This is a genomic window from Micromonospora sp. NPDC023814, from assembly GCF_040639595.1.
Lineage (GTDB): Bacteria > Actinomycetota > Actinomycetes > Mycobacteriales > Micromonosporaceae > Micromonospora.
The window spans coordinates 34,312-54,961 of sequence record NZ_JBFAAF010000046.1 but is presented as its reverse complement, the minus strand read 5'-3'; the positions used below and the strand labels follow the sequence as shown (position 1 = coordinate 54,961).

16 protein-coding genes, 1 pseudogene and 1 riboswitch are annotated in these 20,650 nt (G+C 77.6%); of the genes and pseudogenes, 2 read left to right on the top strand and 15 right to left on the bottom strand.

All coding sequences use genetic code 11. From position 1 onward, the window contains the following. The first annotated feature begins 9 nt into the window (after positions 1 to 9). Together AB0G14_RS23105 and crcB are read left to right on the top strand one after the other, a co-directional pair. A complete protein-coding gene (locus AB0G14_RS23105; RefSeq protein WP_357700572.1) occupies positions 10 to 516 on the top strand; it encodes a CrcB family protein in 507 nt (168 codons plus the stop codon). Then, positions 513 to 875 carry a fluoride efflux transporter CrcB gene (gene crcB, locus AB0G14_RS23100; RefSeq protein WP_357700570.1) on the top strand — a complete coding sequence of 121 codons (363 nt, stop codon included), beginning with the start codon at positions 513 to 515 and terminating at the stop codon, positions 873 to 875. The genes AB0G14_RS23105 and crcB overlap by 4 nt, the downstream gene beginning before the upstream one ends. Here the strand turns inward: crcB and cobA are convergent. The 15 genes and pseudogenes from cobA to AB0G14_RS23025 form a co-directional block, all read right to left on the bottom strand. Next, positions 845 to 2,545, bottom strand: a complete 1,701-nt coding sequence (gene cobA / locus AB0G14_RS23095) for a uroporphyrinogen-III C-methyltransferase (RefSeq protein ID WP_357700568.1) — start codon at positions 2,543 to 2,545, stop codon at positions 845 to 847. The two genes, crcB and cobA, sit on opposite strands and share 31 nt — an antisense overlap. Next, on the bottom strand, positions 2,542 to 3,132 hold the full coding sequence (locus AB0G14_RS23090; protein ID WP_357700566.1) for a precorrin-8X methylmutase: 591 nt from the start codon (positions 3,130 to 3,132) through the stop codon (positions 2,542 to 2,544). The genes cobA and AB0G14_RS23090 overlap by 4 nt, the downstream gene beginning before the upstream one ends. Continuing rightward, positions 3,129 to 4,214: a HoxN/HupN/NixA family nickel/cobalt transporter gene (locus tag AB0G14_RS23085; protein WP_357700564.1), complete on the bottom strand. Its 1,086-nt coding sequence runs from the start codon at positions 4,212 to 4,214 to the stop codon at positions 3,129 to 3,131. Before AB0G14_RS23085 ends, AB0G14_RS23090 begins: the two co-directional genes overlap by 4 nt. Before the next feature lie 23 nt (positions 4,215 to 4,237). Next, a pseudogene (locus AB0G14_RS23080) lies at positions 4,238 to 4,408 on the bottom strand (4Fe-4S binding protein); the annotation flags it as partial. After that, positions 4,396 to 6,252 carry a precorrin-3B C(17)-methyltransferase gene (gene cobJ / locus AB0G14_RS23075; RefSeq protein WP_357700562.1) on the bottom strand — a complete coding sequence of 619 codons (1,857 nt, stop codon included), beginning with the start codon at positions 6,250 to 6,252 and terminating at the stop codon, positions 4,396 to 4,398. The pseudogene AB0G14_RS23080 and the gene cobJ, both read right to left, overlap by 13 nt. Next, positions 6,249 to 7,490, bottom strand: a complete 1,242-nt coding sequence (cbiE, locus tag AB0G14_RS23070) for a precorrin-6y C5,15-methyltransferase (decarboxylating) subunit CbiE (protein ID WP_357700560.1) — start codon at positions 7,488 to 7,490, stop codon at positions 6,249 to 6,251. The genes cobJ and cbiE overlap by 4 nt, the downstream gene beginning before the upstream one ends. Next, positions 7,478 to 8,623, bottom strand: a complete 1,146-nt coding sequence (locus AB0G14_RS23065) for a cobalt-precorrin-5B (C(1))-methyltransferase (RefSeq protein ID WP_357700559.1) — start codon at positions 8,621 to 8,623, stop codon at positions 7,478 to 7,480. Before AB0G14_RS23065 ends, cbiE begins: the two co-directional genes overlap by 13 nt. Next, positions 8,620 to 9,501, bottom strand: coding sequence for a precorrin-4 C(11)-methyltransferase (cobM, locus tag AB0G14_RS23060; protein WP_357700558.1), 882 nt, complete (start codon positions 9,499 to 9,501; stop codon positions 8,620 to 8,622). The genes AB0G14_RS23065 and cobM overlap by 4 nt, the downstream gene beginning before the upstream one ends. Next, a complete protein-coding gene (cobI, locus tag AB0G14_RS23055; RefSeq protein WP_357700593.1) occupies positions 9,498 to 10,283 on the bottom strand; it encodes a precorrin-2 C(20)-methyltransferase in 786 nt (261 codons plus the stop codon). Before cobI ends, cobM begins: the two co-directional genes overlap by 4 nt. Positions 10,284 to 10,333: 50 nt before the next feature. Continuing rightward, positions 10,334 to 11,701: a cobyrinate a,c-diamide synthase gene (locus AB0G14_RS23050; protein WP_357700556.1), complete on the bottom strand. Its 1,368-nt coding sequence runs from the start codon at positions 11,699 to 11,701 to the stop codon at positions 10,334 to 10,336. Continuing rightward, positions 11,698 to 12,309, bottom strand: coding sequence for a cob(I)yrinic acid a,c-diamide adenosyltransferase (cobO, locus tag AB0G14_RS23045; protein WP_357460027.1), 612 nt, complete (start codon positions 12,307 to 12,309; stop codon positions 11,698 to 11,700). The genes AB0G14_RS23050 and cobO overlap by 4 nt, the downstream gene beginning before the upstream one ends. Further along, a complete protein-coding gene (locus tag AB0G14_RS23040) occupies positions 12,309 to 14,522 on the bottom strand; it encodes a VWA domain-containing protein (RefSeq protein WP_357700553.1) in 2,214 nt (737 codons plus the stop codon). Before AB0G14_RS23040 ends, cobO begins: the two co-directional genes overlap by 1 nt. After that, the gene (gene cobN / locus AB0G14_RS23035; RefSeq protein ID WP_357700551.1) at positions 14,519 to 18,187 is read right to left on the bottom strand and encodes a cobaltochelatase subunit CobN; all 3,669 of its coding nucleotides are present in this window, start codon (positions 18,185 to 18,187) and stop codon (positions 14,519 to 14,521) included. Before cobN ends, AB0G14_RS23040 begins: the two co-directional genes overlap by 4 nt. Positions 18,188 to 18,553: 366 nt before the next feature. Further along, a riboswitch (cobalamin riboswitch) is annotated at positions 18,554 to 18,683 on the bottom strand. Positions 18,684 to 18,800: 117 nt separating this feature from the next. Beyond that, the gene (locus AB0G14_RS23030) at positions 18,801 to 19,457 is read right to left on the bottom strand and encodes a response regulator transcription factor (protein WP_357700549.1); all 657 of its coding nucleotides are present in this window, start codon (positions 19,455 to 19,457) and stop codon (positions 18,801 to 18,803) included. Further along, positions 19,450 to 20,601 (bottom strand): sensor histidine kinase, encoded by a 1,152-nt coding sequence (locus tag AB0G14_RS23025; RefSeq protein ID WP_357700547.1) that lies wholly within the window; start codon positions 20,599 to 20,601, stop codon positions 19,450 to 19,452. Before AB0G14_RS23025 ends, AB0G14_RS23030 begins: the two co-directional genes overlap by 8 nt. Positions 20,602 to 20,650 lie beyond the last annotated feature (49 nt).

Below are 20,650 nucleotides of genomic sequence, written 5' to 3'. Positions count from 1 at the left end.
GACGGCCGGATGGCGGCCGACGGCACCGTGGGAGGAGACGTGACCGGCCCGTCCGAGCCGTCGCGCGTCGACCCGGACGTCGACCTGCGGGTCCCGGCCGACCGCGACGAACTCACCGCGCACCCGGCGGCGGTGCTCGCCGCCGTCTCCGCCGGGGGTGTGCTCGGCGCGCTGTCCCGGGCCGGCCTGCAGGCCGCCGTCCCGCACTCCCCCGCCACGTTCGACTGGGCCACCTTCGGCGTCAACGTGAGCGGGTGCCTGCTGATCGGGGTCCTGATGGCGGTGCTCGGCCACGCCGGCGGCGGCCAGCCGATGGCCCGCCCGTTCCTCGGCGTGGGCGTGCTCGGCGGGTACACGACCTTCTCCACCTACGCGGTCGACGCGCACCAGGCGCTGCTCGCCGGCGCCCCCGGCACCGCGCTGGCCTCCCTCGGCGCCACGCTGGTCGGCGCGCTGCTCGCCGTCTGGGCCGGCGAGGCCGCCACCGGGCGGCTGCTCGCCCGGAGCGGCCGGTGACCGCCCTGCTCGTGGCCCTCGGCGCGGCGCTCGGCGCCCCGCTGCGCTACCTCACCGACCGGGCCGTGCAGGCCCGCTTCGGCACCGGGTTCCCGTGGGGCACGCTGACGGTCAACGTACTCGGGTCGCTGCTGCTCGGCGCGGTCACCGGCCTGCCGGCGGACCCGGCACTCACGGCGCTGGTCGGCACCGGCTTCTGCGGGGCGCTGACCACGTGGTCCACCCTGAGCTACGAGACGCTGCGGCTGGCCCGGGCGGGCCGGCGGCACGCCGCGCTGGCCAACGTGGCCCTCAGCGTCGCCGCCGGCCTCGCCGCGGCCACCGCCGGTTACGCCCTCGCCCGCGCGGCCACCGGTTGACCGGCCGTGCCGGTCTCCCGCAGCCGCACCACCGGTCCGAGCACGAACACCGCCGGCGGCCGGACGTCCTCCCGCGCGGCCAACCCGCCCACCTCGTCCAGCCGGGACGACCAGGTGCGCTGCCCCGGCTGGCCGCCGTCGGCCACGACGAGCACGGGGGTGTCCGGGGCGCGGCCGTGCTCCACCAGCACCGCCGCGATCTTGGCGATGGTGTCCACCGCCATCAGCAGCACCACGGTGCCCCGGGACCTGCCCAGCGCCACCCAGTCCACCAGGGAGTCGGGGTGCCCCGGCGGCAGGTGCCCGGAGACGACGGTGACGTCGTGGGCGACGCCCCGGTGGGTGACCGGGACGCCGGCCAGGGCCGGCGCGGCCACCGCGCTGCTCACCCCGGGGACCAGCACGGTCTCGACCCCGGCCGCGGCGCACGCCTGGACCTCCTCGTGGCCCCGGCCGAAGACGTACGGGTCGCCGCCCTTGAGCCGGACCACCCGCTTGCCCGCGCGGGCGTACGCGATCAGGGTGTCGTTGATGGTGTCCTGCGGCATCGACGGCCCGCGCGGCACCTTGGCGGCGTCGACCACCACCACGTCCGGGCGCAGCCCGGTGAGCAGCCCGCGCGGGGCGAGGCGGTCGGCGACCACCACGTCGGCGCTGTCCAGCAGGGCCTTCCCGCGTACGGTGATCAGGTCGTCGGGGCCGGGGCCGCCGCCGACGACCGCGACCTGTCCCGGGCGCAGGCCGGGCCGCTGGTCGTGGTGGTGGTGACGGCCACCGTGGTGGTGGTCCCCGTGATGGTGGTGGCCGTGGCCGTCGACCGGGTCGTCGGGGTGGTCGTGCGGGGTCTGCGGCCGGCCCACCTTGTCGGCGAAGCCCGGCATCAGCACCCGGTACGCGCAGGTGTCGCAGTTCATCCGGATGTCGCCGCGGCGCGCCTCGGCGTGCCGTTCGAGGACGAGGTCGGCGAGGGCGTCGCAGTCGCCGATCAGGTCGGCCACCCGCACGTCCAGGTCGGGGTAAGCGGCAGCGAAGTCGGCCGACTGGGCGACGATCCGGTCGGGCAGCACGCCGGCGAAGAGGAAGTACGGCGCGACGACGATCCGCCGCGCGCCGAGCCGGCGCAGCCGGTCCAGCACCGCCGGCACCGACGGCTCCGCGAGCGAGATGAAGCCCGGCTCGACGCCGGCGTAGCCGCGTCCCTCCCAGAGCAGCCGGGCCACCTTGGCCACCTCGGCGTTGGCGTCCGGGTCGGTGGAGCCGCGCCCGATCAGCGCCACCCAGGTGCCGGCCCGGTCGGCGCCGGCCAGCGCGGCGTCGATGCGCTGCTCCAGGGCGGTGTGCAGCAGCGGGTGCGGGCCCAGCGGCCGGCCGTAGGCGTAGCTGAGCCCGGGGTGGCGCTGCCGCTCGCGGGCCAGCGCGGCGGGGATGTCGCCCTTGCCGTGGCCGGCGGCGGTCAGCACCAGCGGCAGCGCCACCAGCGACCGGTGTCCCCGGTCGACGAGCGCGCCCACCGCGTCGGTCAGCGGCGGCCGGGACAGCTCGATGAAGCCGCCCTCGACGTCGCCGACGGCGCCGGCGGCGCGCCGGCGGACCCGCTCCACGAACGCCACGAACTGGTCGACCCCGGCCGCGCTGCGCGTGCCGTGCCCGACGATGACCAGAGCGGTCAATGCTCCTCCTCCACGTACAGCAGGGCGTTGAGGGCGGCGGCGGCGACCGCCGAGCCGCCCTTCTCGCCCCGGTTGGACACCCCGGGCAGGCCACTGGCCCGCAGCGCCGCCTTCGACTCGGCGGCACCCACGAAGCCCACCGGCAACCCGACGACCAGCGCCGGCCGGGCGTCCAGGGTGATCAGTTCCTCCAGCGCGGTCGGTGCGCAGCCGACCACCCACACCGCGCCGGGGCCGACCCGCTCCAGGGCGAGCCGCACCGCCGCCGCCGACCGGGTGATCCCGGCCGTGCGGGCCAGGTCGGCGGCGGCCGGCTCGGCGACCGGGCAGACGGTCTGCCGACCGGTGATGCCGGCGGCCACCATCGCCACGTCGGTGACCACCGGCGCGCCCGCGCGCAGGGCGGCCAGCCCGCCGGCCAGGGCCGCCTCGTCGCAGACCAGGTCGGTGACGTAGTCGAGGTCGGCGCTGGCGTGCACCACCCGCTCGGTGACGGCCCGGGTCAGCGGCGGCAGGTGCGCGAGGTCCACCCGGGAGCGCAGGATCCGGTACGACTCCCGCTCGATGGGGTGCACGACCCGGCTCACGGCCGCACCGCCCCGGCACCGTAGCGCTCGTCGTAGCGGCGCAGCTTCCACAGCGCCACCGCGCCGGCCCAGGCGAGCACGAAGAGCGCCACGACGGCGTACCCGAGCTGCTCGAAGTGGTCGGCGATCCCCGCGTACCAGGACAGCGCCGACAACCCGAGGTGGTCGACCAGCAGGCCGGCGGCGTAGACGCTGGCGACCAGGCCGCCGACCAGCACCGTCACCGCCGTGGTGGCCAGGTTGTAGTAGAGCCGCCGGGCCGGGTGCCGGTACGCCCACGAGTAGGCGCGGCTCATCAGCAGGCTGTCGGCGGTGTCCATGGCGGACATCCCGGCGGCGAAGAGCAACGGCAGGGTGAGCAGGGCGAGCACGGGCAGCCCGCCGGCGGCGGCGGTGCTCGCCGACAGGGCGAGCAGGGTCACCTCGCTGGCGGTCTCCAGGCCGAGGCCGAAGAGGAACCCGACCGGCGCCATGTGCCAGGAGGAGCGCACCAGCGCGCGGGCCCGGGAGCCGAGCACCCGCTGCACCAGCCCCCGGTTGAGCAGGTGCAGGTCCAGCTCGCGCTCGTCCAGGTCGCCGTGGCGCAGCCGCCGCCACAGCCGCGCCAGGCCGGCCAGCACCGCCGCGTTGAGCACCGCGACCAGGGCGAGGAACAGCGTGGCGGTGAGGATCGCGACGGTCGCGCCCACCTCGCGGGCCTCGGCCAGCCCGGGGCCGGCGAGGTTGGCCGAGGCGAGGCCGACGACCAGCGCCAGCAGCAGCACCACCCCGCTGTGCCCGAGGGCGAAGAAGAAGCCGACGCCGACCGGGCGCCGACCGCGCAGCAGCATCAGCCGGGTGGTGTCGTCGATCGCCGCGATGTGGTCGGCGTCGAAGGCGTGCCGCACCCCGAGCAGGTACGCCAGCGTGCCGGCCCCGGCGAGGCCGCCGGCCGCGGCGGGCTGGTTGTTCCAGTACAGGTAGAGACTCCAGCCGGCGACGTGCAGCACGGCGACGGCGAGCACGATGCCGCCGAGGCGTACCCGCTCGGCGCGGCTCCACCGGCCGGCCGGGGGTGCGGCGCTGACCGCGGTCGGACTCATCGGCTTCCTCCACGTTCGTCGGTGCCGGTGGCGCGGATGGCGTCCACCGGGCAGATCTCCAGGCATTCCAGGCAGCCGGTGCAGCGGTCCGCGCGGACGGCGAGGCCGCCGGGCACCGGTCGGATGGCGTGCGTCGGGCAGGTGAGCAGGCAGGCGCCGCAGCCCTGGCAGGCGCCGATGGTCACCGCCGCCACCGGTACCCCCGAGGGGTGACCATCCGGCCGGCGACCACCCGGGTCTGGCTGCTGCCCACCACCACGACGCTGTACATGTCGACCAGCGCCGGGTCGAGGTCGGCCAGGGTGGCCAGGTGCACCCGCTCGTCGGGTCGGCTGGCGTTGCGCACCACCCCGACCGGGGTGTCCGGCGGCCGGTGCGCGGCGAAGACCTCCAGCGCCGCGCCGAGCTGCCAGTCGCGGGCGCGGCTGCGCGGGTTGTAGAGCAGCGCCACGAAGTCGCCCTCGGCCGCGGCGGCCACCCGGCGCGCGATGACCTCCCACGGGGTGTGCAGGTCGGACAGGCTCAGGTAGGCGTGGTCGTGGCCGAGCGGCGCGCCGAGCAGGGCGCCGGCGGCGAGGGCGGCCGTCACCCCGGGCACCCCGACCACGTCGATCCGCTCGTCGGCGTACTCCAGGGCGGGGCTGGCCATCGCGTACACGCCGGCGTCGCCGGAGCCGACCAGCGCGACGGCGTGCCCGGCCACCGCCTCGGCGACGGCGGCGCGGGCCCGTTCCTCCTCGGCGCCCAGGCCGCTGGCGAGCACCCGGGTGCCGGGGCGGAGCAGGTCGCGGACCTGGTCGACGTACTGGTCGAGGCCGACGACCACGGCGGCGCGGCGCAGCTCGGCCACCGCGCGGGCGGTGCGCAGGTCGGGCGCGCCGGGCCCGAGGCCGACGATCGCCAGCCGGCCGCGCGGGGCGTGCCGGGCGACCGCCACGGTGGCCATCGCCGTCGCGGTCTTCGGCACCAGCAGCGCCGCGTCGCCGCCGAGCAGCGCCGCCGCCTCGGCGACGCTGGGGGTGCCGACGGCGGCGCGGACCACCTCGCTGGGGTGCGGCACGTCGACCGCCGCCAGCTCCGCCGCCGGATGCGTCACCAGGGGTACGCCGAGCGCGTCGGCGGTCGCCCGGATGCCCGCCTCGTCGGCCTTGATGTCGGCGCTGGCCAGGTGCCGCAGGCTGGCCGGGCTGAGGCCGGCCTCGGCGAGCACCCGGTCCAGCAGGCCGCGCACCTCGGCGGCGGGCACGCCCCGGCTGGCCCCCACGCCGGCGACCAGCGACGGGGGTCGCAGCACGGCCGTCCGGTCGTCGAGCGGCACCACCCGGTCGGTGACCAGCAGCCGGTACCCGCCGCCGACCGCCTCCCCGGGCCCGGCCGGGCCGACCGGCGCACCGGACCCGGCCGGGCCGACCGCCTCCCGGGGCCCGGCCGGGGCGGCCGGCGCACCGGGGCCGGGCGGGGCGGCCGGCGGGGCCGGGTCGGCGGGCGCGACCGGCGTCGGGGCGGGGCGCACGTTGTCGGGCAGGGCGGGCAGCGGCCAGGCGGCGTCGGCGACGAGGGTGACCGGCTCGCCGTCGAGGATGGCGCGGCTGACGGCGGCGACGGCGCCCTCGACCGGCCAGCCGAGCGTGTCCAGCCCGGGCAGGCCGGCGGCGTCGGTGGCGGTGGTGACCACCGGCCGCGCGTCGAGCACCGCGCCGACCCGCCCGGCGAGGTCGTTGGCGCCACCGGCGTGCCCACCGAGCAGCGCGACCGCGTGCCGGGCCGCCTCGTCGACCACCACCACGGCCGGGTCGGTGTGCTTGTCGCCGAGCAGCGGCGCGAGGATGCGCACCACCGCCCCGGTGGCCAGGAACGCCACCACTGCGTCGCATTCGGCCCAGGCGGCGCGCAGCGCGTCCGCGACGGTGTCCGCCGTGACCAGGCGGGCGTGCGGCCAGGCGTCGGCGAGGGTGCGGGCGTGCCGCCGCCCGGCGGCGGTGGCGGCGACCAGGCCGATCCGGGTCGGCTGGTCCGTGGCGGTGGGTGGGTGGTTCACGGGCGCTCCCCGGTGAGGACGACCACCGGGTTGGTGGCCGCGAGTCGAATGGATCCGCCGGGCAGGTCGGCGAGGCGGGCGGCGGAGAGCTGGACGCCCTCCACGGCGTAGCCGCCGGCGCGCAGCAGCCCGACCGCCGGGGCGACCCGGTCGACGGCGGCGAGGGTCACCACCACCCGGTCCGGCCGGCGGTGCGCCACGGCGGCGAGCACGTCGGTGCCGCCACCCCCGACGAAGACGGCGTCCGGGTCGGGCAGCCCGTGCAGCGCCCCGGGGGCGGCGCCGACCACCACCCTGACGTCGACGCCGTGCCGGGCGGCGTTGGCGCCGACCGGCGCCGCCGGGTCTCGGTCGACGGCGACCACGGCCGCGCCGAGCAGGGCACACTCGATGCCGACCGAGCCGCTGCCCGCGCCGACGTCCCAGACCAGCCGGCCGAGGCGGGGGCGCAGCCGGGCCACGGCGAGGGCGCGTACCTCCGACTTGGTGATCATCGAGTCGCGGTGCGCGTAGGCGGACTCGGGCAGCGCCCACCCGCCGGCCGGCGCGGCGGCCGGCTGGTTGTCCGCCCGCATCCCGGCGGCGCCGGGCTCCCCGGCGAGGCTGAGCAGCACGTGCGGGTCGGCCCAGACGCGGGCGGCGGCCGCCTCGGGGGTGGTCTCGGTGAGCCGCTCGGCGTCGGTGCCGAGGTGCTCGGCGACGACCAGCCGACGGGCCCAGCCGACCAGACCAGCGCCCAGCTCGGCGGCCCCGGCGCCGGGCGCGGTGAGCACCGCGACGGCGGGCAGCGCCCGGCAGGCGTTCAGCGCCGGTCGCGGGTCCCGGCCGTGGGCGGTGACCACGGCCGCGCCGTCCCAGGGCAGCCCGGCGCGGGCGAACGCGGCGGCCACGCTGGACACGGCCGGCAGCACCCGCAGCGGCAGCCCGGCCGCCCGCAGCCGCCGGACGACGCCGAACAGCCCGGGATCCCCGCTGGCCAGCACGACCGCGTCCGTTCCGGCGGCGACGGCGGCGGCCAGCCGGTCCAGCGCCGGCGCGAGCGGCCCGAGGGCGACGGTGTCGGCGCCGGCCGGCAGGCGTACGGCGGCCAGGTGGCGGGCCGCGCCCACCACCAGCCGGGCCCCGGCGAGCGCGGGCGCGGCGGCGGGGTGCGGCGGCCCTCCTCCGGCGTCGATCCCCACCACGGTCACCGCCGGCCCGGTGCCCCCGGCGGGCGGGCTCCCGGTCACGCCGCCCACCGGCCCGACGAGGCGACGACCCGGTCGCCCGCGAAGTCCACCATCGCCACGTCGACGGTGACCGCGTTCCCGGCGAACCGGAGCAGCACCTGGCGTACCCGCCGGCAGAGCAGGTCACCGGCGGCGCCGAGCAGCCCGGCGGCCTCCCACAACTCGTACGCGTGCCGCCCGGTGTTCGCCGCGGCGACCGCCGCCACCAGGTCGGGGTCGCCGCCCGCCTCGGCGGTGACGTCGCCGAGCAGGGACAGGTCCACCTTGGACCGGGTGTAGTGGGTCATCAGGATGCCGGCGGCGAGCTTCGCCAGCTTGCCGGCCATCCCGACGAAGACCACCCCGGTCATCCGGTCGCCGACGGCGGCGGTGACCGCCGCGCCGGTGAAGTCGCCGACCTCGACGAAGCACACCTCGGGCAGCTCCGGCAGCAGCGCGCGGGCGGCCCGCTCGGTGCGCCCGCCGGTGCACAGCACCACCGTCCGCTCCCCCTGGGCGGCCATCACGTGCACCGCCTGCACCACGCTGGCCCGCCAGGAGGCGGTGGAGAACGGCCGGACGATGCCGGTGGTGCCGAGGATGGAGATGCCGCCGAGGATGCCGAGCCGCCGGTTGGTGGTCTTGCGCGCCATGATCTCGCCGCGCGGCACGCTGACCACCACGCGGACGCCCACCTCGGCCAGGTCGACCACCTCGGCGACGGCCTGCCCGATCATCCGGCGCGGGGTCTCGTTGATCGCCGGCCCGCCGACGGGCAGCCCGAGTCCCGGCTTGGTGACCGTGCCGACGCCCGGCCCGCCGTCGAGCCGCAGCCCGGGCACGTCCCGCCAGCCGACGGTGACGGTCAGCTCGGCGCCGTGCGTGACGTCGGGGTCGTCGCCGGCGTCCTTGACCACCACGGCCTCCGCCGACGTGCCGGCGTGGACCTCGCAGCGGGCCACCGGGAAGCTGACCCGGCGGCCGGCGGGCAGCCCGATCTCCACCTCCCGCTGCGGCACGCCGGTGACCAGGGCGGTCACCGCCGCCTTCGCCGCCGCCGTCGCGCAGGCGCCGGTGGTCCAGCCCGTGCGCAGCGCGGTGGGCCGGACCTTCGCCGTACGCGGCAGGTCCGGCTCGCGCAGCGGTGGCTCGGCGTACGTCATCCGGCGTGCCCGTCCCCCGCCGTCCCGCCGGCGGCCCGGGCGCGGCGCAGGTCGGCGCGGGCGGCCGGCTCGGCCCGCCGGAACGTGTGGAAGTGCCCGGGGTGGTAGAGGTGCGAGCGGGTGCCGGCGGCGGCGAGCGCCGGGCCGACCAGGAAGAGGGTGTGCTTCCAGAGCTTGTGCTCCTTGACCGTGGCCTCCAGGTCGCCGAGGGCGCACCGCACCACCAGCTCGTCCGGCCAGGTCGCCTGGTACGCCACCACGACCGGGGTGTCGGGCGGGTAGCCGCCGGCCAGCAGCTCGGCCTGCGCCTGCCCGGAGCGGGCGGCGGAGAGGAACAGCGCCATGGTGGTGCCGTGCCGGGCGAACTCGCGGACCCGCTCGCCCGGCGGCATCGGGGTCTTGCCGCCCTCCAGCCGGGTCAGGATCACCGACTGGGCGACCTCGGGGATGGTGAGTTCCCGGCCGACGATCGCCGCGACGGCGGTGAACGACGAGACGCCCGGGACGATCTCGACGGCCAGCCCGAGCGCCCGGCACAGGTCGAGCTGCTCCTGCACCGCGCCCCACAGCGCCGGGTCGCCGGAGTGGATCCGCGCCACGGTCAGCCCCTCGGCGGCGGCCCGCCGGTAGAGCGGCAGCACCCCCTCGATCGGCAGCCGCGACGAGTCGACGATCTCCGCGTCGGGACGGGCGTGGGCGAGCACGTCGGCGTGCACCAGGCTGGCCGCCCAGACCACCACGTCGGCCGCGCCGATCACCCGGGCGGCGCGCAGGGTCAGCAGGTCGGCCGCGCCGGGGCCGGCCCCGACGAACCACACCCTGCCCGTGCTGGTCGGCCCGCCGTCGTCGGCGCGGTCCGCGGTCGGCGCGGTGGTCACAGTTTTCCTCCCCTACGGTCCCGGCGGGCCGGGACCAGCAGCGTCGACAGGTACGGCAGGTCGTCGGCGGCGTCGGCGACGGGGCCGATCCGCTCGTCGGGCAGCCCGAGGCCCCGGCCCAGCACGGCGTCGCCCAGGCGGCCCTGCCGGCGCAGCTCGGCGACCAGCTCGGCGTGCCGCCGCCAGCCCTTGTAGGCCACGACGGTGCCGGGGCCGGCGAGCGCGTCGGCGAAGAGCGCCAGCCCCGCGGTGGCCGGCAGCAGGGTCAGCGGCTCCCGCCCCTCGCAGAGCGGGACGCCGCTGCGCGCCGCCAGGTCCTGCATGGCGGTGATCCCGGGGACCGTGCGCACCTCGACCGCCGGGCGGCGGGCGCGGACGGTCTGCGCGAGGTAGCCGAAGGTGGAGTAGACGTTCGGGTCGCCGATGGTGGCGAAGGCGACGGCGCGGGCGCCGCCGTCGACCGCGTCCACCACGGCCCGCGCGGCCTCGTCCCACGCCCTTTTCCGGCGCGTGGTCACCCCGCCCCGGTCGTCCAGGGCGAACGGCAGCCGGCGCAGCCGGTCCGGCGCGACGTGCGCGGCCACGGTGGTCTCGGCCCGCCCGGGAGGCGCGTCGCCGTCCACGGCGAGGCGGTCCAGCACCGGTACGAACACGAGGTCGGCCTCGGCCAGCACCCGGACCGCCCGGAGGGTGAGCAGTTCCGGGTCGCCGGGACCGACCCCGACCCCGGTCAGGGTGGCGGTGGGGGCGTCCCCGCCCGACGTCCCGCCGCCCGCGCTCACCGGCTCGCCGCCGTCGTGCCCGGCCACCCGCTCGCGGTGCTCCTGCGCGCTCACCGGCTCGCCGCCTCGACCAGGCGGCGGGCGGCGTGCGGGTGCCCGGCCCAGTGGGTGTGCAGGTAGGAGGCGTGCACCCGGCCGGCGACGAAGCCGTGGTCGGCGCCGTCCCAGCGCCACGCCGGCCGGTCGCCGTGCCCCGGGTCGGTGGCGGTGCGGTGGAACTCGTGGCCGCGTACCGGGTCGCCGGGGCGGTGCAGCGGGGAGCTGCTGACGGCGACGGCGTCCCGGTAGCCGAGGGTGAGCCGGTCGGTCATCCGGGCGGTGAGGTCGAGCCGGCCGCACATGGGCACACCGTCGAGGGACCGGCCGAGGTAGAGCAGCCCGGCGCACTCGGCGACGACCGGGCCGTCGAAGCCGGCGAGCTCGGCGCGGAGCGTGGCGTTGTCGGCGAGCTGCGGCGCGTACGCCTCGGGGAAGCCGCCGCCGACGACCACCGCGCGGGTGCCGGCGGGCAGGCCGGCGTCGCGCAGCGGGTCGAAGGGGGCGACGGCGGCGCCGGCGGCGGCGAGCAGCTCGGCGGTCTCGGCGTAGGAGAAGGTGAAGGCGGGCCCACCGGCGACCGCGACCACTGGGCGCTCGCCGCCGGCGGGGCCGCCGACGGCGGCGGCCGGGTCCCAGGCGGGCGCGGTCAGCGGCCCGGCGGTGCGGGCCAGGTCGAGCACCGCGTCGAGGTCCACGGTGGACGTCACGAGGTCGGCGAGGGCGGCCACGATGGCCAGCGACTCCGGCGCCCGCTCGGCGACGGGCACCAGCCCGAGGTGGCGCGCCGGGGCGGCGACCTCGGCGGCGCGGCTGACCGCCCCGAGCACCGGCACGTCCACCTCGGCGAGGGCGTCGCGCAGCAGGGACTCGTGCCGGGGGGAGCCGACCCGGTTGAGGATCACCCCGCCGATCCGCACGCCGGGGTCGAACGCGGCCATGCCCAGGGCGAGCGCGGCGGCGGAACGGCCCTGCGCGGTGGTGTCCAGCACCAGCAGCACCGGCGCGTCGACGAGCCGGGCGACGTGCGCGGTGGAGGCGTACCCGCGGCGGCCGACCGCGCCGTCGTGCAGCCCCATCACCCCCTCGACCACGGCGATGTCGGCGGGCGTCGGGGTGGCGGCGCCGTGCCGCAGCAGCGGCGCGATCCGCTCCTCGCCGACCAGCCACGGATCGAGGTTGCGGCCGGGGCGACCGGCGGCGAGCGCGTGGTAGCCGGGGTCGATGTAGTCCGGGCCGACCTTGTGCGGGCTGACGGCCAGGCCACGGCGGCGCAGCGCGGCGAGCAGCCCGGTGGCGACGGTGGTCTTGCCGTGCCCGCTGGCGGGTGCGGCGACCACCACCCGGGGCAGCGCCCACGGCACCCCCGGATCGACCGTCACCACTCGATGCCCTTCTGGCCCTTCTGGCCGGCGTCCATCGGGTGCTTGACCTTGGTCAGCTCGGCGACCAGGTCGGCGGCGTCGACCAGGCGCGGGTCGGCGTCGCGACCGGTGACGACGACGTGTTGGAACCCGGGGCGGTTCGCGAGGGTGTCGACCACCTCGTCGACGTCCACCCAGCCCCATTTCATCGGGTAGGTGAACTCGTCGAGCACGTACAGGCCGTAGCGCTCGGCGGCCAGGTCGCGCTGGATCTGCCGCCAGCCCTCCAGGGCGTCGGCGGCGTGGTCGGCCTCGCCGCCACGCTGGATCCAGGACCAGCCCTCGCCCATCTTGTGCCAGGCCACCGGGGCGCCCTGCCCGGTGCGCTCGTGCACCTCGCCGAGGGCGCGGAAGGCGTTCTCCTCGCCCACCCGCCACTTGGCGCTCTTGACGAACTGGAACACCCCGATCGGCAGCCCGGCGGTCCAGGCGCGCAGCGCCAGCCCGAACGCGGCGGTCGACTTCCCCTTCATCTGTCCGGTGTGGACCAGCAGCAGCGGCCGGTTGCGTCGCTGCCGCGTGGTCAACCCGTCGGCGGGCACGTGGGACGGCTTCCCCTGCGGCATCAGGCAACACTCCTGTTCTTCGCCACGGCGGTGGCGGCGGCGAGGTCGGTGAGGGGGGCGGTGGCGACCTCGTCGAGCCGGTGGTGGTCGGCACCGAGTTGGGCGGCGAGGCGGCGGGCCAGGCCGAGGCGGACGGGGCCGCTCTCGCAGTCCACGACGACGCAGGGGACGCCGGTGGCCGCGAGCACGGCCGCCGCGCGGGCCGACCGGTCGAGCGGGCGCTCCCCGGCGGTGGCCCGGCCGTCGGTGACGACCAGCACCAGGGGGCGGCGGCGCGGATCGCGCAGCCGCTCCACCCGCAGCAGGTCGGCGGCGGCGAGCAGCCCCTCGGCCAGCGGCGTCCGCCCGCCGGTGGGCAGCTCGGCCAGCCGCGTCGAGGCCGCGAGCACCGAGGAGGTGGCCGGCAGCAGGGTCTGCGCGGCGGCTCCCCGGAAGGCGACCACCGCGACCTTGTCCCGACGCTGGTAGGCGTCGGTGAGCAGGGCGAGCACGGCACCCTTGACGGCGGCCATCCGCGCCCGGGCGCCCATCGAGCCGCTGGCGTCGACCACGAAGAGCACCAGGTTGCCCTCGCGTCCCTCGCGGACGGCCTCGCGGACGTCGTCGGGGCGCAGCCGCAGCGGCCCGGCGACGCGCCCCCGGGCGCTCTGGTGCGGGGCGGCGGCCCGCAGGGTCGCCGGCAGGTGCAGCGCCCCGGCCCGGCCGGCCGGCACCCGCGCCCCGGTGGTGCGGCCCCGCCCGGTGCGGGCGCGGGAACGTCGGCCGGGCACCCCGTCGCCGATCCCGGGCGCGGTGAACAGCCGCGCCTTGAGCCCCTGGCGGGGTACGGCCACCGCCTGCCCACCGGCGCCGGGCCGGCCGTCCGCCGAGCCGGTCGACCCGGACCCGCCACCGTCGACCGGGCCTCCGTCGGCCGGACCGGCCCGGTTGTCGTCGTACCGCCCCTGCGCCGGGTCGCCACTGTCGGGCTCCCCTCGGTCGCTGCCGTCCCCGCCGGCGGCGTCGCCGCGCCCGGGACCCGGCTCGTCGCGACCGGCCGGCGGCGTCCCGCCGGATCCGTCGTCGTCCGGCAGGACGCCGGGGCCACCCGGGCCGCCGGACGGGCCGGGACCGTCGGGGCCGCCGGACGGGTCGGGACCGTCGGGCCCGCCGGACGGGCCGTCGCCGGGGCCGCCGGGGCCACCCGGGTCGTCGGGGTCGTCGTCGCCGGCCCGGTCGAGGGCCTCGTCGAGGCGCTTCTCGTCCAGTCCGGGGGTGTCGAACGGGTCCCGGCGGCGGCGGTGCGGCAGCGCCAGCCGGGCGGCGACCCGGACGTCCTCCACCGTGACCACGTCCCGGCCCTGCCAGGCGGCGTGCGCCAGCGCGGTGCGGGCGGTGACGATGTCGGCGCGCATGCCGTCCACGTCGAACGCCGCGCACACCTCGGCGATCCGGCGCAGCGCGGCGTCGGGCAGCAGCACCCGCTCCAGCCGCTGCCGGGCGGCGGCGACCCGGCGGGCGACCTGCGCGTCGGCGTCGGCCCAGCGGGCGGCGAAGCCGGCCGGGTCGGCGTCGGCGGCGAGCCGGCGGCGGACCACCTCGACGCGTACGGCGGGGTCGCGGCTGGCCCCGACCTCCACGGTCAGCCCGAACCGGTCCAGCAGCTGCGGGCGCAGCTCCCCCTCCTCCGGGTTCATCGTGCCGACCAGCAGGAACCGGGACGCGTGACTGACCGAGACGCCCTCCCGCTCCACGTGGCAGCGGCCCATCGCCGCGGCGTCGAGGAGCAGGTCCACCAGGTGGTCGTGGAGCAGGTTGACCTCGTCGACGTAGAGCACGCCGCGGTGGGCGGCGGCGAGCAGGCCCGGCTCGAAGGCGCGGACGCCCTCGCCGAGCGCCTTCTCCAGGTCGAGCGAGCCGACCACCCGATCCTCGGCCGCGCCGACCGGCAGCTCCACCAGCCGGGCGGGACGCCGCTCGGCCGCCGGCGCGTCGGGGTGCGGGCCGTCCGGGCAGGACGGGTCGGGGGCGGCGGGGTCGCAGGCGAAGCGGCAGCCGGCCACCCGGTCCACGGGCGGCAGCAGCGCGGCCAGGGCCCGCACGGCCGTCGACTTGGCGGTGCCCTTCTCGCCGCGGACGAGCACCCCGCCGATCGCCGGGGAAACCGCGTTGAGCAGCAGGGCGAGCCGCATGTCGTCCATGCCCAGCACCGCGCTGAACGGGTAGGTGGTCATGAGCGTTCCTCCAGGTCGCCCTCGCTGGTCAGGTACGTCTCGCGGAGCCGGTCCAGGGTGGTCGGCTCGGGTGCCGCCCACATGCCCCGGTCGGCGGCTTCGAGCAGCCGCTCGGTGATGCCGCGCAGCGCCCACGGGTTCGACTGCTCCAGGAACTCCCGGGTGGTCTCGTCGAAGACGTACGCGGCGGCCAGGTGCTCGTACATCCAGTCGTCGACGACGCCGGCGGTGGCGTCGTAGCCGAACAGGTAGTCCACGGTGGCGGCCAGCTCGAACGCGCCCTTGTAGCCGTGCCGGCGCATCGCTGCGATCCACTTCGGGTTGACCACCCGGGCCCGGAACACCCGCCGGGTCTCCTCGCCGAGGGTGCGGGTACGCACGTCGTGCGGCATCGCCGAGTCCCCCACGTACGCGGCCGGGGCGGCGCCGGTGAGGTGGCGGACCATCGCCACCATCCCGCCGTGGTACTGGAAGTAGTCGTCGGAGTCGACGATGTCGTGCTCGCGGGTGTCCTGGTTCTTCACCGCCACCGCGATCCGGGCGAAGGAGCGTTCCATGTCGGCGCGCGCCTCCCGCCCGTCCAGCCCCCGGCCGTAGGCGTAGCCGCCCCAGACGGCGTACACCTCGGCGAGGTCGGCGTCGCTGCGCCAGTTGCGGGAGTCGATCAGCGGCAGCAGCCCGGCCCCGTACGCGCCCGGCTTGGAGCCGAAGACGCGGGCGGTGGCCCGCCGCTCGTCGCCGTGCTCGGCGAGGTCGGCGGCGACGTGCGCGCGGACGAAGTTCTGCTCGGCGGGCTCGTCCAGGGCGGCGACCAACCGCACCGCGTCGTCGATGAGCGCGACCACGTGCGGGAAGGCGTCCCGGAAGAAGCCGGAGATCCGCACGGTGACGTCGACGCGGGGGCGGCCCAGCTCGGCCGGCGGCACCACCTCGACGCCGGTGACCCGGCGGGAGCGGTCGTCCCAGGTGGGGCGGCAGCCGAGCAGCGCGAGCACCTCGGCGACGTCGTCGCCCTGGGTGCGCATGGCGCTGGTGCCCCAGACGGTCAGGCCGACGGAGCGCGGGTACTCCCCGGTGTCGGCGAGGTGCCGGGCGAGCAGCGAGTCGGCCAGGGACACCCCGACGTCCCAGGCGTTGCGGCTGGGGATGGCCTTGGGGTCGACGGAGTAGAAGTTCCGGCCGGTGGGTAGCACGTTGACCAGGCCCCGGGTGGGCGAGCCGGACGGCCCGGGCGGGACGAACCGGCCGTCGAGCGCGCCCACCACCCGGTCGATCTCGTCGGTCGTGCGGTCCAGCCGGGGCACCAGCTCGGTGGCGGCGAAGCGGAGCACGGCGGCGGCGTCCGGGACGGCCCGGCCGGTGACCTCCTCGACCACGGCGTCGACCTTGTCGGCGGCCCAGCCGAGGGTCTCCATGCCGAGGACCAGCCGGCGCGCGAGGGCCTCGATCAGGTCGACGGCGTCGGCGGCGGTGCCGGCGGGCCCGTCGACGGTGTCGGTCAGCCCCTCGGGCAGGGCCAGCCGCTTCCCCGGCGCGGCGAGCAGCGCCTGCTCGTCGAGCCCGTACGCGGCGGCGAGGGCCTGGCGCAGGCCGGGCAGGGCACGGGCGCCGCCCCAGACCTGCGGGGCCCGCAGCACGGCGAGGACGAGGTTGACCCGGGGCTCGCCGGTGGGCGCGGCGGCGAGGATGTGCAGGCCGTCGCGGATCTGCACGTCCTTGACCTCGCAGAGGTACCCGTCGAGGTGCAGCACGAAGTCGTCGAAGTCCTCGGCGCCGGGCATGTCCTCGGCGTGCAGGTCGTGGTGCAGCTCCGCGGCGCGCACCAGGGCCCAGATCTGCGCCTGCACGGTGGGCACCTTGGCGGGGTCGAGCGCCTGCACGGTGGCGTACTCGTCGAGGAGTTGCTCCAGTTTCGCCAGGTCGCCGTACGTCTCGGCGCGGGCCATCGGCGGCACCAGGTGGTCGACGACGACGGCGTGCGCGCGGCGCTTGGCCTGGGTGCCCTCGCCGGGGTCGTTGACGATGAACGGGTAGACCAGCGGCAGGTCACCGAGGACGGCGTCGGGGGCGCAGTCGGCGGCCAGCCCGAGGCCCTTGCCGGGCAGCCACTCCAGGGTGCCGTGCTTGCCCAGGTGCACCACCGCGTCCGCGCCGAAGCCGCCGTCGGTGGCGGGCGCGGCCAGCCAGCGGTACGCGGCCAGGTAGTGGTGGCTGGGCGGCAGGTCCGGGTCGTGGTAGATGGCGATCGGGTTCTCGCCGAAGCCGCGCGGCGGCTGGATCAGCAGCACCACGTTGCCGAAGCGCAGCCCGGCCAGCACGATGTCGCCGCCGTCGGTGTAGAGCCCGCCGGGCGGCTCCCCCCAGTGGGCGAGCATCCGCTCCCGCAGCTCCGCCGGCGCCTCGTCGAACCAGCGCCGGTACGTCGCCCCGGGCACCCGGGCCTCGGCGGCGGCGAGCTGTTCCGGGGTGAGCCACTCGACGTCGTGTCCCCCGGCGGCGATGAGGGCGTGGATGAGCGCGTCCCCGTCGTCGGGCACCGGGGCGTCGCCGAGGTGGTAGCCGGCCTCGGCGAGGGCGGCGAGCAGCCGGACCGCCGAGGCCGGGGTGTCCAGGCCGACGGCGTTGCCGACCCGGGAGTGCTTCGTCGGGTAGGAGCTGAGCACGACCGCGAGCCGCTTGTCGGCGTTGGGCACGTGCCGCAGCCGGGCGTGCCGCACGGCGATGCCGGCCACCCGGGCGGCCCGCTCCGGGTCGGCGACGTAGCTGGAGAGCCCGTCGGCGTCGATCCGCTTGAACGAGAACGGCACGGTGACGATCCGGCCGTCGAACTCGGGGATGGCCACCTGCATCGCGGCGTCCAGCGGGGACAGTCCGGCGTCGCTGCCGGCCCACTGCTCGCGGGTGCTGGTGAGGCAGAGCGCCTGGATCACCGGCACGTCGAGGGCGGCGAGCGCGCCCACGTCCCAGGCGTCCTCGTCGCCCCCGCCGGAGGCGTCGGCGGCGACCGTGCCGCCGGCGGCGAGCACGGTGACCAGCAGGGCGTCGCAGCGGCCGAAGAGCCCGAGCGGTCCCGCGCCGGCGGTGAGGCCGCGCAACGAGCCGCAGAAGATCGGCAGCGGGTTGCCGCCGGCCGCGTCGACGGCGTCGGCGAGGACGTCGACGAAGCCGGTGTTGCCGGCGAGGGCGTGCGCCCGGTAGAAGACGATCCCGACGGTCGGCCGGTCGGGCCACACGGGCCGGTCACCGTGGACGCCGTACGTCGGGGTCGGCGCGGGCGGGGCGAACCCCTCGCCGGTGAGCAGCACCGTGTCGGAGAGGAACCGGGCGAGCTGGGCGAGGTTCTCGGGGCCGCCCTCGACCAGGTAGGCCAGCGCCTGGGTGGCCACCCCGGCCGGGACGGTGGAGGCCGCCATCAGCTCCGCGTCCGGCAGGGCCTCGCCGCTGAGCACGACCGTGGGCACGCCGGAGGCCAGCACCGTGGCGAGCCCGTCCGGCCACGCCTGCCGGCCGCCGAGCAGGCGTACGACCGCGAGGTCCACGCCGTCGAGCAGCGCGGGCACGGCGTCGGCGGCGACCCGGGCGGGGTTGGCGAGGCGGTAGTCGGCGCCGCTGGCGCGGGCGGCGAGCAGGTCGGTGTCGGCGGTGGACAGCAGCAGGATGCGCACGGACGGCTCCGGAGAGTGACGCCCGGATCGACGCGAGGACGATCGGGCGGTACGAGGGGTGGGCGCGGTTCAGCGGGTACGGCGGGCCGGGAAGCGGCTCACCGGCGGGCCGGCGGGGTCGGGCGGCGCGGTGCGGGCGTCAGGGACGGGCGACGCGTCCGACCGCTGCGGGGCGGCCGGGGGCGGGCACACCACGGCCGGCCGGACGCGCGGCGCGGCGGCCGGACGGGGCTGCGGAAATGCGGCTGCTCGCCGGCGCGCTGTCGCGGCCGGGCACGATGCGACGATGATCGTCGATGGCGGAGACGCGGTGCGTCATCGGGTCCTCCTCGGGTGTCCACGCCCTGGGGTCGCTCCCGACGGCCGAAGTATCCTGGCTCCCGGATCGACGCTCACCCCCGGTCTTCCAACCGCGCACGCACGGCCGTGACTCACGAGGGGGGATCGCTCCCCGGTGACAGTGGCGGGACCGCGCCGGAATCGCACCGGCTTCCTTCACTGCCGTCAGGCCGCGAATGCTGCCACACCCCCGGTCCCCGGGTCAACGCGACGGGATCGGACGCCGACCCCGCCGGGCCGGCGCGGCGCGGCGCTCACGACGGTCGACCGCACCTCACCGGTCGGCGAGCCCCGACTCGTAGCCCGCGATCACCAGTTGCGCCCGGTCGCGGACGCCCAGCTTCGTCATCAACCGGCCGATGTGCGTCTTGACGGTGCCCCGGCTGAGGTGCAGGTGCTGCTCGATCTCGGTGTTGGACATCCCACGGGTGATCAACGTCAACACCTCCCGCTCCCGCGGGGTCACCCCGTCGAGCCGTCCCGGCACCCGTCGGGCCGCCGGCATCCGGGTGAACTCGGCGATGAGCCGACGGGTGACGCTGGGGGCCAGCAGCGCCTCACCCGCGGCGACCACCCTGATCGCGTCGAGCAGCCGTACGGGGGACGTGTCCTTGAGCAGGAAGCCGCTCGCCCCGGCCCGCAGCGCCCGGTACACGTAGTCGTCGAGGTCGAAGGTGGTGAGGACGAGCACCCGGGGCGCGTCCCGGCCGGCGGTGACCTGCTCGGTGGCGGTGATGCCGTCCAACTCGGGCATCCGGACGTCCATCAGCACCACCTCGGGCGAGTGCGTCCTCGCGAGTTCGACGGCCGCCCGCCCGGTGCCCGCCTCGGCCACCACGGTCATTCTCGGGGTGGCGTCAACCAGCAGCCGCAGGGTGCCGCGCAGCAGCACGTCGTCGTCGGCCAGGAGCACGCGTACGGGCTCACCCATCGTCCGACACCGCCGGGGTGAACGGCAGCCGGGCGCGCACGGCAAAGCCGCCGCCGGGCTCGACGCCGGCCTCCAGGGTGCCGCCGTGCATCACGGCCCGCTCGCGCATGCCCCGCAGCCCGTGGCCGGGCGGCCCGACGGCGCGCCCCGACCCCCCGTCGTCGACGACGGCGACGGCCAGCACCCCGGGCTCGACCGCCACGGCGAGCCGACAGCGGGTCGGGCCGGCATGGCGCAGCACGTTGGTGAGCGCCTCCTGCACGATGCGGTACGCCGAAGCCTGCACGGCCGCGGGCACCCGGGCCAGGTCGGTCGCCCGGTCGACGTCGACGGTGACACCGGCGGACCGGACGGCCTCGACCAGCCGGTCGAGTTCGGCGAAGCTCGGCGCGGTGTCGGCCGGGTCGCGCAGCGCGCCGAGCACGACCCGGATGTCGTCGAGCGCGCTCCGGCTGACCCGCTCGATCGCGCCCAGGGCGGCCCGGCCCTGCTCGGGATGGCTGTCCGCCAGGTGATTGGCGACGGCCGCCTTCATGGCGATCAGGCTGAGGCTGTGCCCGACCACGTCGTGGATGTCCCGGGCGATGCGCAACCGTTCCTCGGCCACCGCCTGGTCGGCACGCGACGCGGCGAGTTGGGCGACGTGACGTCGACGGGCGCGCACCGCGCGGGCGAGCGCCCACGAAGCGGCGACGACGGTCGCGGCGTAGAGCAGGACCGGGACCGGCGTGGCGGCGAACGACTCCTCCCCCGCCCGGGTCGAAACGATCGGCAGCCCGGGGACCGTGCCGCCCGCCAGCCCCGCGCCCGTGAGGGCGGCCAGCACCACGACGAGCGCCGACACGCCGTCCCGGGTGGAGGTGACCAGCGCGACCGGGTAGAGCGCGAACGCGACCGCGAACACCACCGCGTCGCCGGCCACCCCGACGGCGACCGCCACCGCCCCCGCCAGCACCACGACGGCGAGCACCGGCGCCGGCCAGCGCCGGCGGACGGCGAGCGGAGCCCCGAACAGCACCGCCAGGCCACCGGCGAGCGCCGGGACGCCGGGCGTCCGGAACACCGTGAGGAGCAGGAGGGCGACGCCCACCAGCGCGTCGAACGCCATCAACTGCCGCAGCCCGAGCCGCCCCGAGGTGACCACCGGACCACCGTATCCACCGGCCGGCCGCCGGGCGTCGGACCACGGTCCG

Bases quoted from the DNA above. Each gene is read 5' to 3' on its own strand.
- AB0G14_RS23040 (WP_357700553.1), bottom strand. From the start codon at position 14,522: ATGACCACCTACCCGTTCAGCGCGGTGCTGGGCATGGACGACATGCGG.
- cobO (WP_357460027.1), bottom strand. From the start codon at position 12,309: ATGCCGCAGGGGAAGCCGTCCCACGTGCCCGCCGACGGGTTGACCACG.
- AB0G14_RS23085 (WP_357700564.1), bottom strand. From the start codon at position 4,214: ATGAGTCCGACCGCGGTCAGCGCCGCACCCCCGGCCGGCCGGTGGAGC.
- AB0G14_RS23105 (WP_357700572.1), top strand. From the start codon at position 10: ATGGCGGCCGACGGCACCGTGGGAGGAGACGTGACCGGCCCGTCCGAG.
- AB0G14_RS23065 (WP_357700559.1), bottom strand. From the start codon at position 8,623: ATGACGTACGCCGAGCCACCGCTGCGCGAGCCGGACCTGCCGCGTACG.
- AB0G14_RS23030 (WP_357700549.1), bottom strand. From the start codon at position 19,457: ATGGGTGAGCCCGTACGCGTGCTCCTGGCCGACGACGACGTGCTGCTG.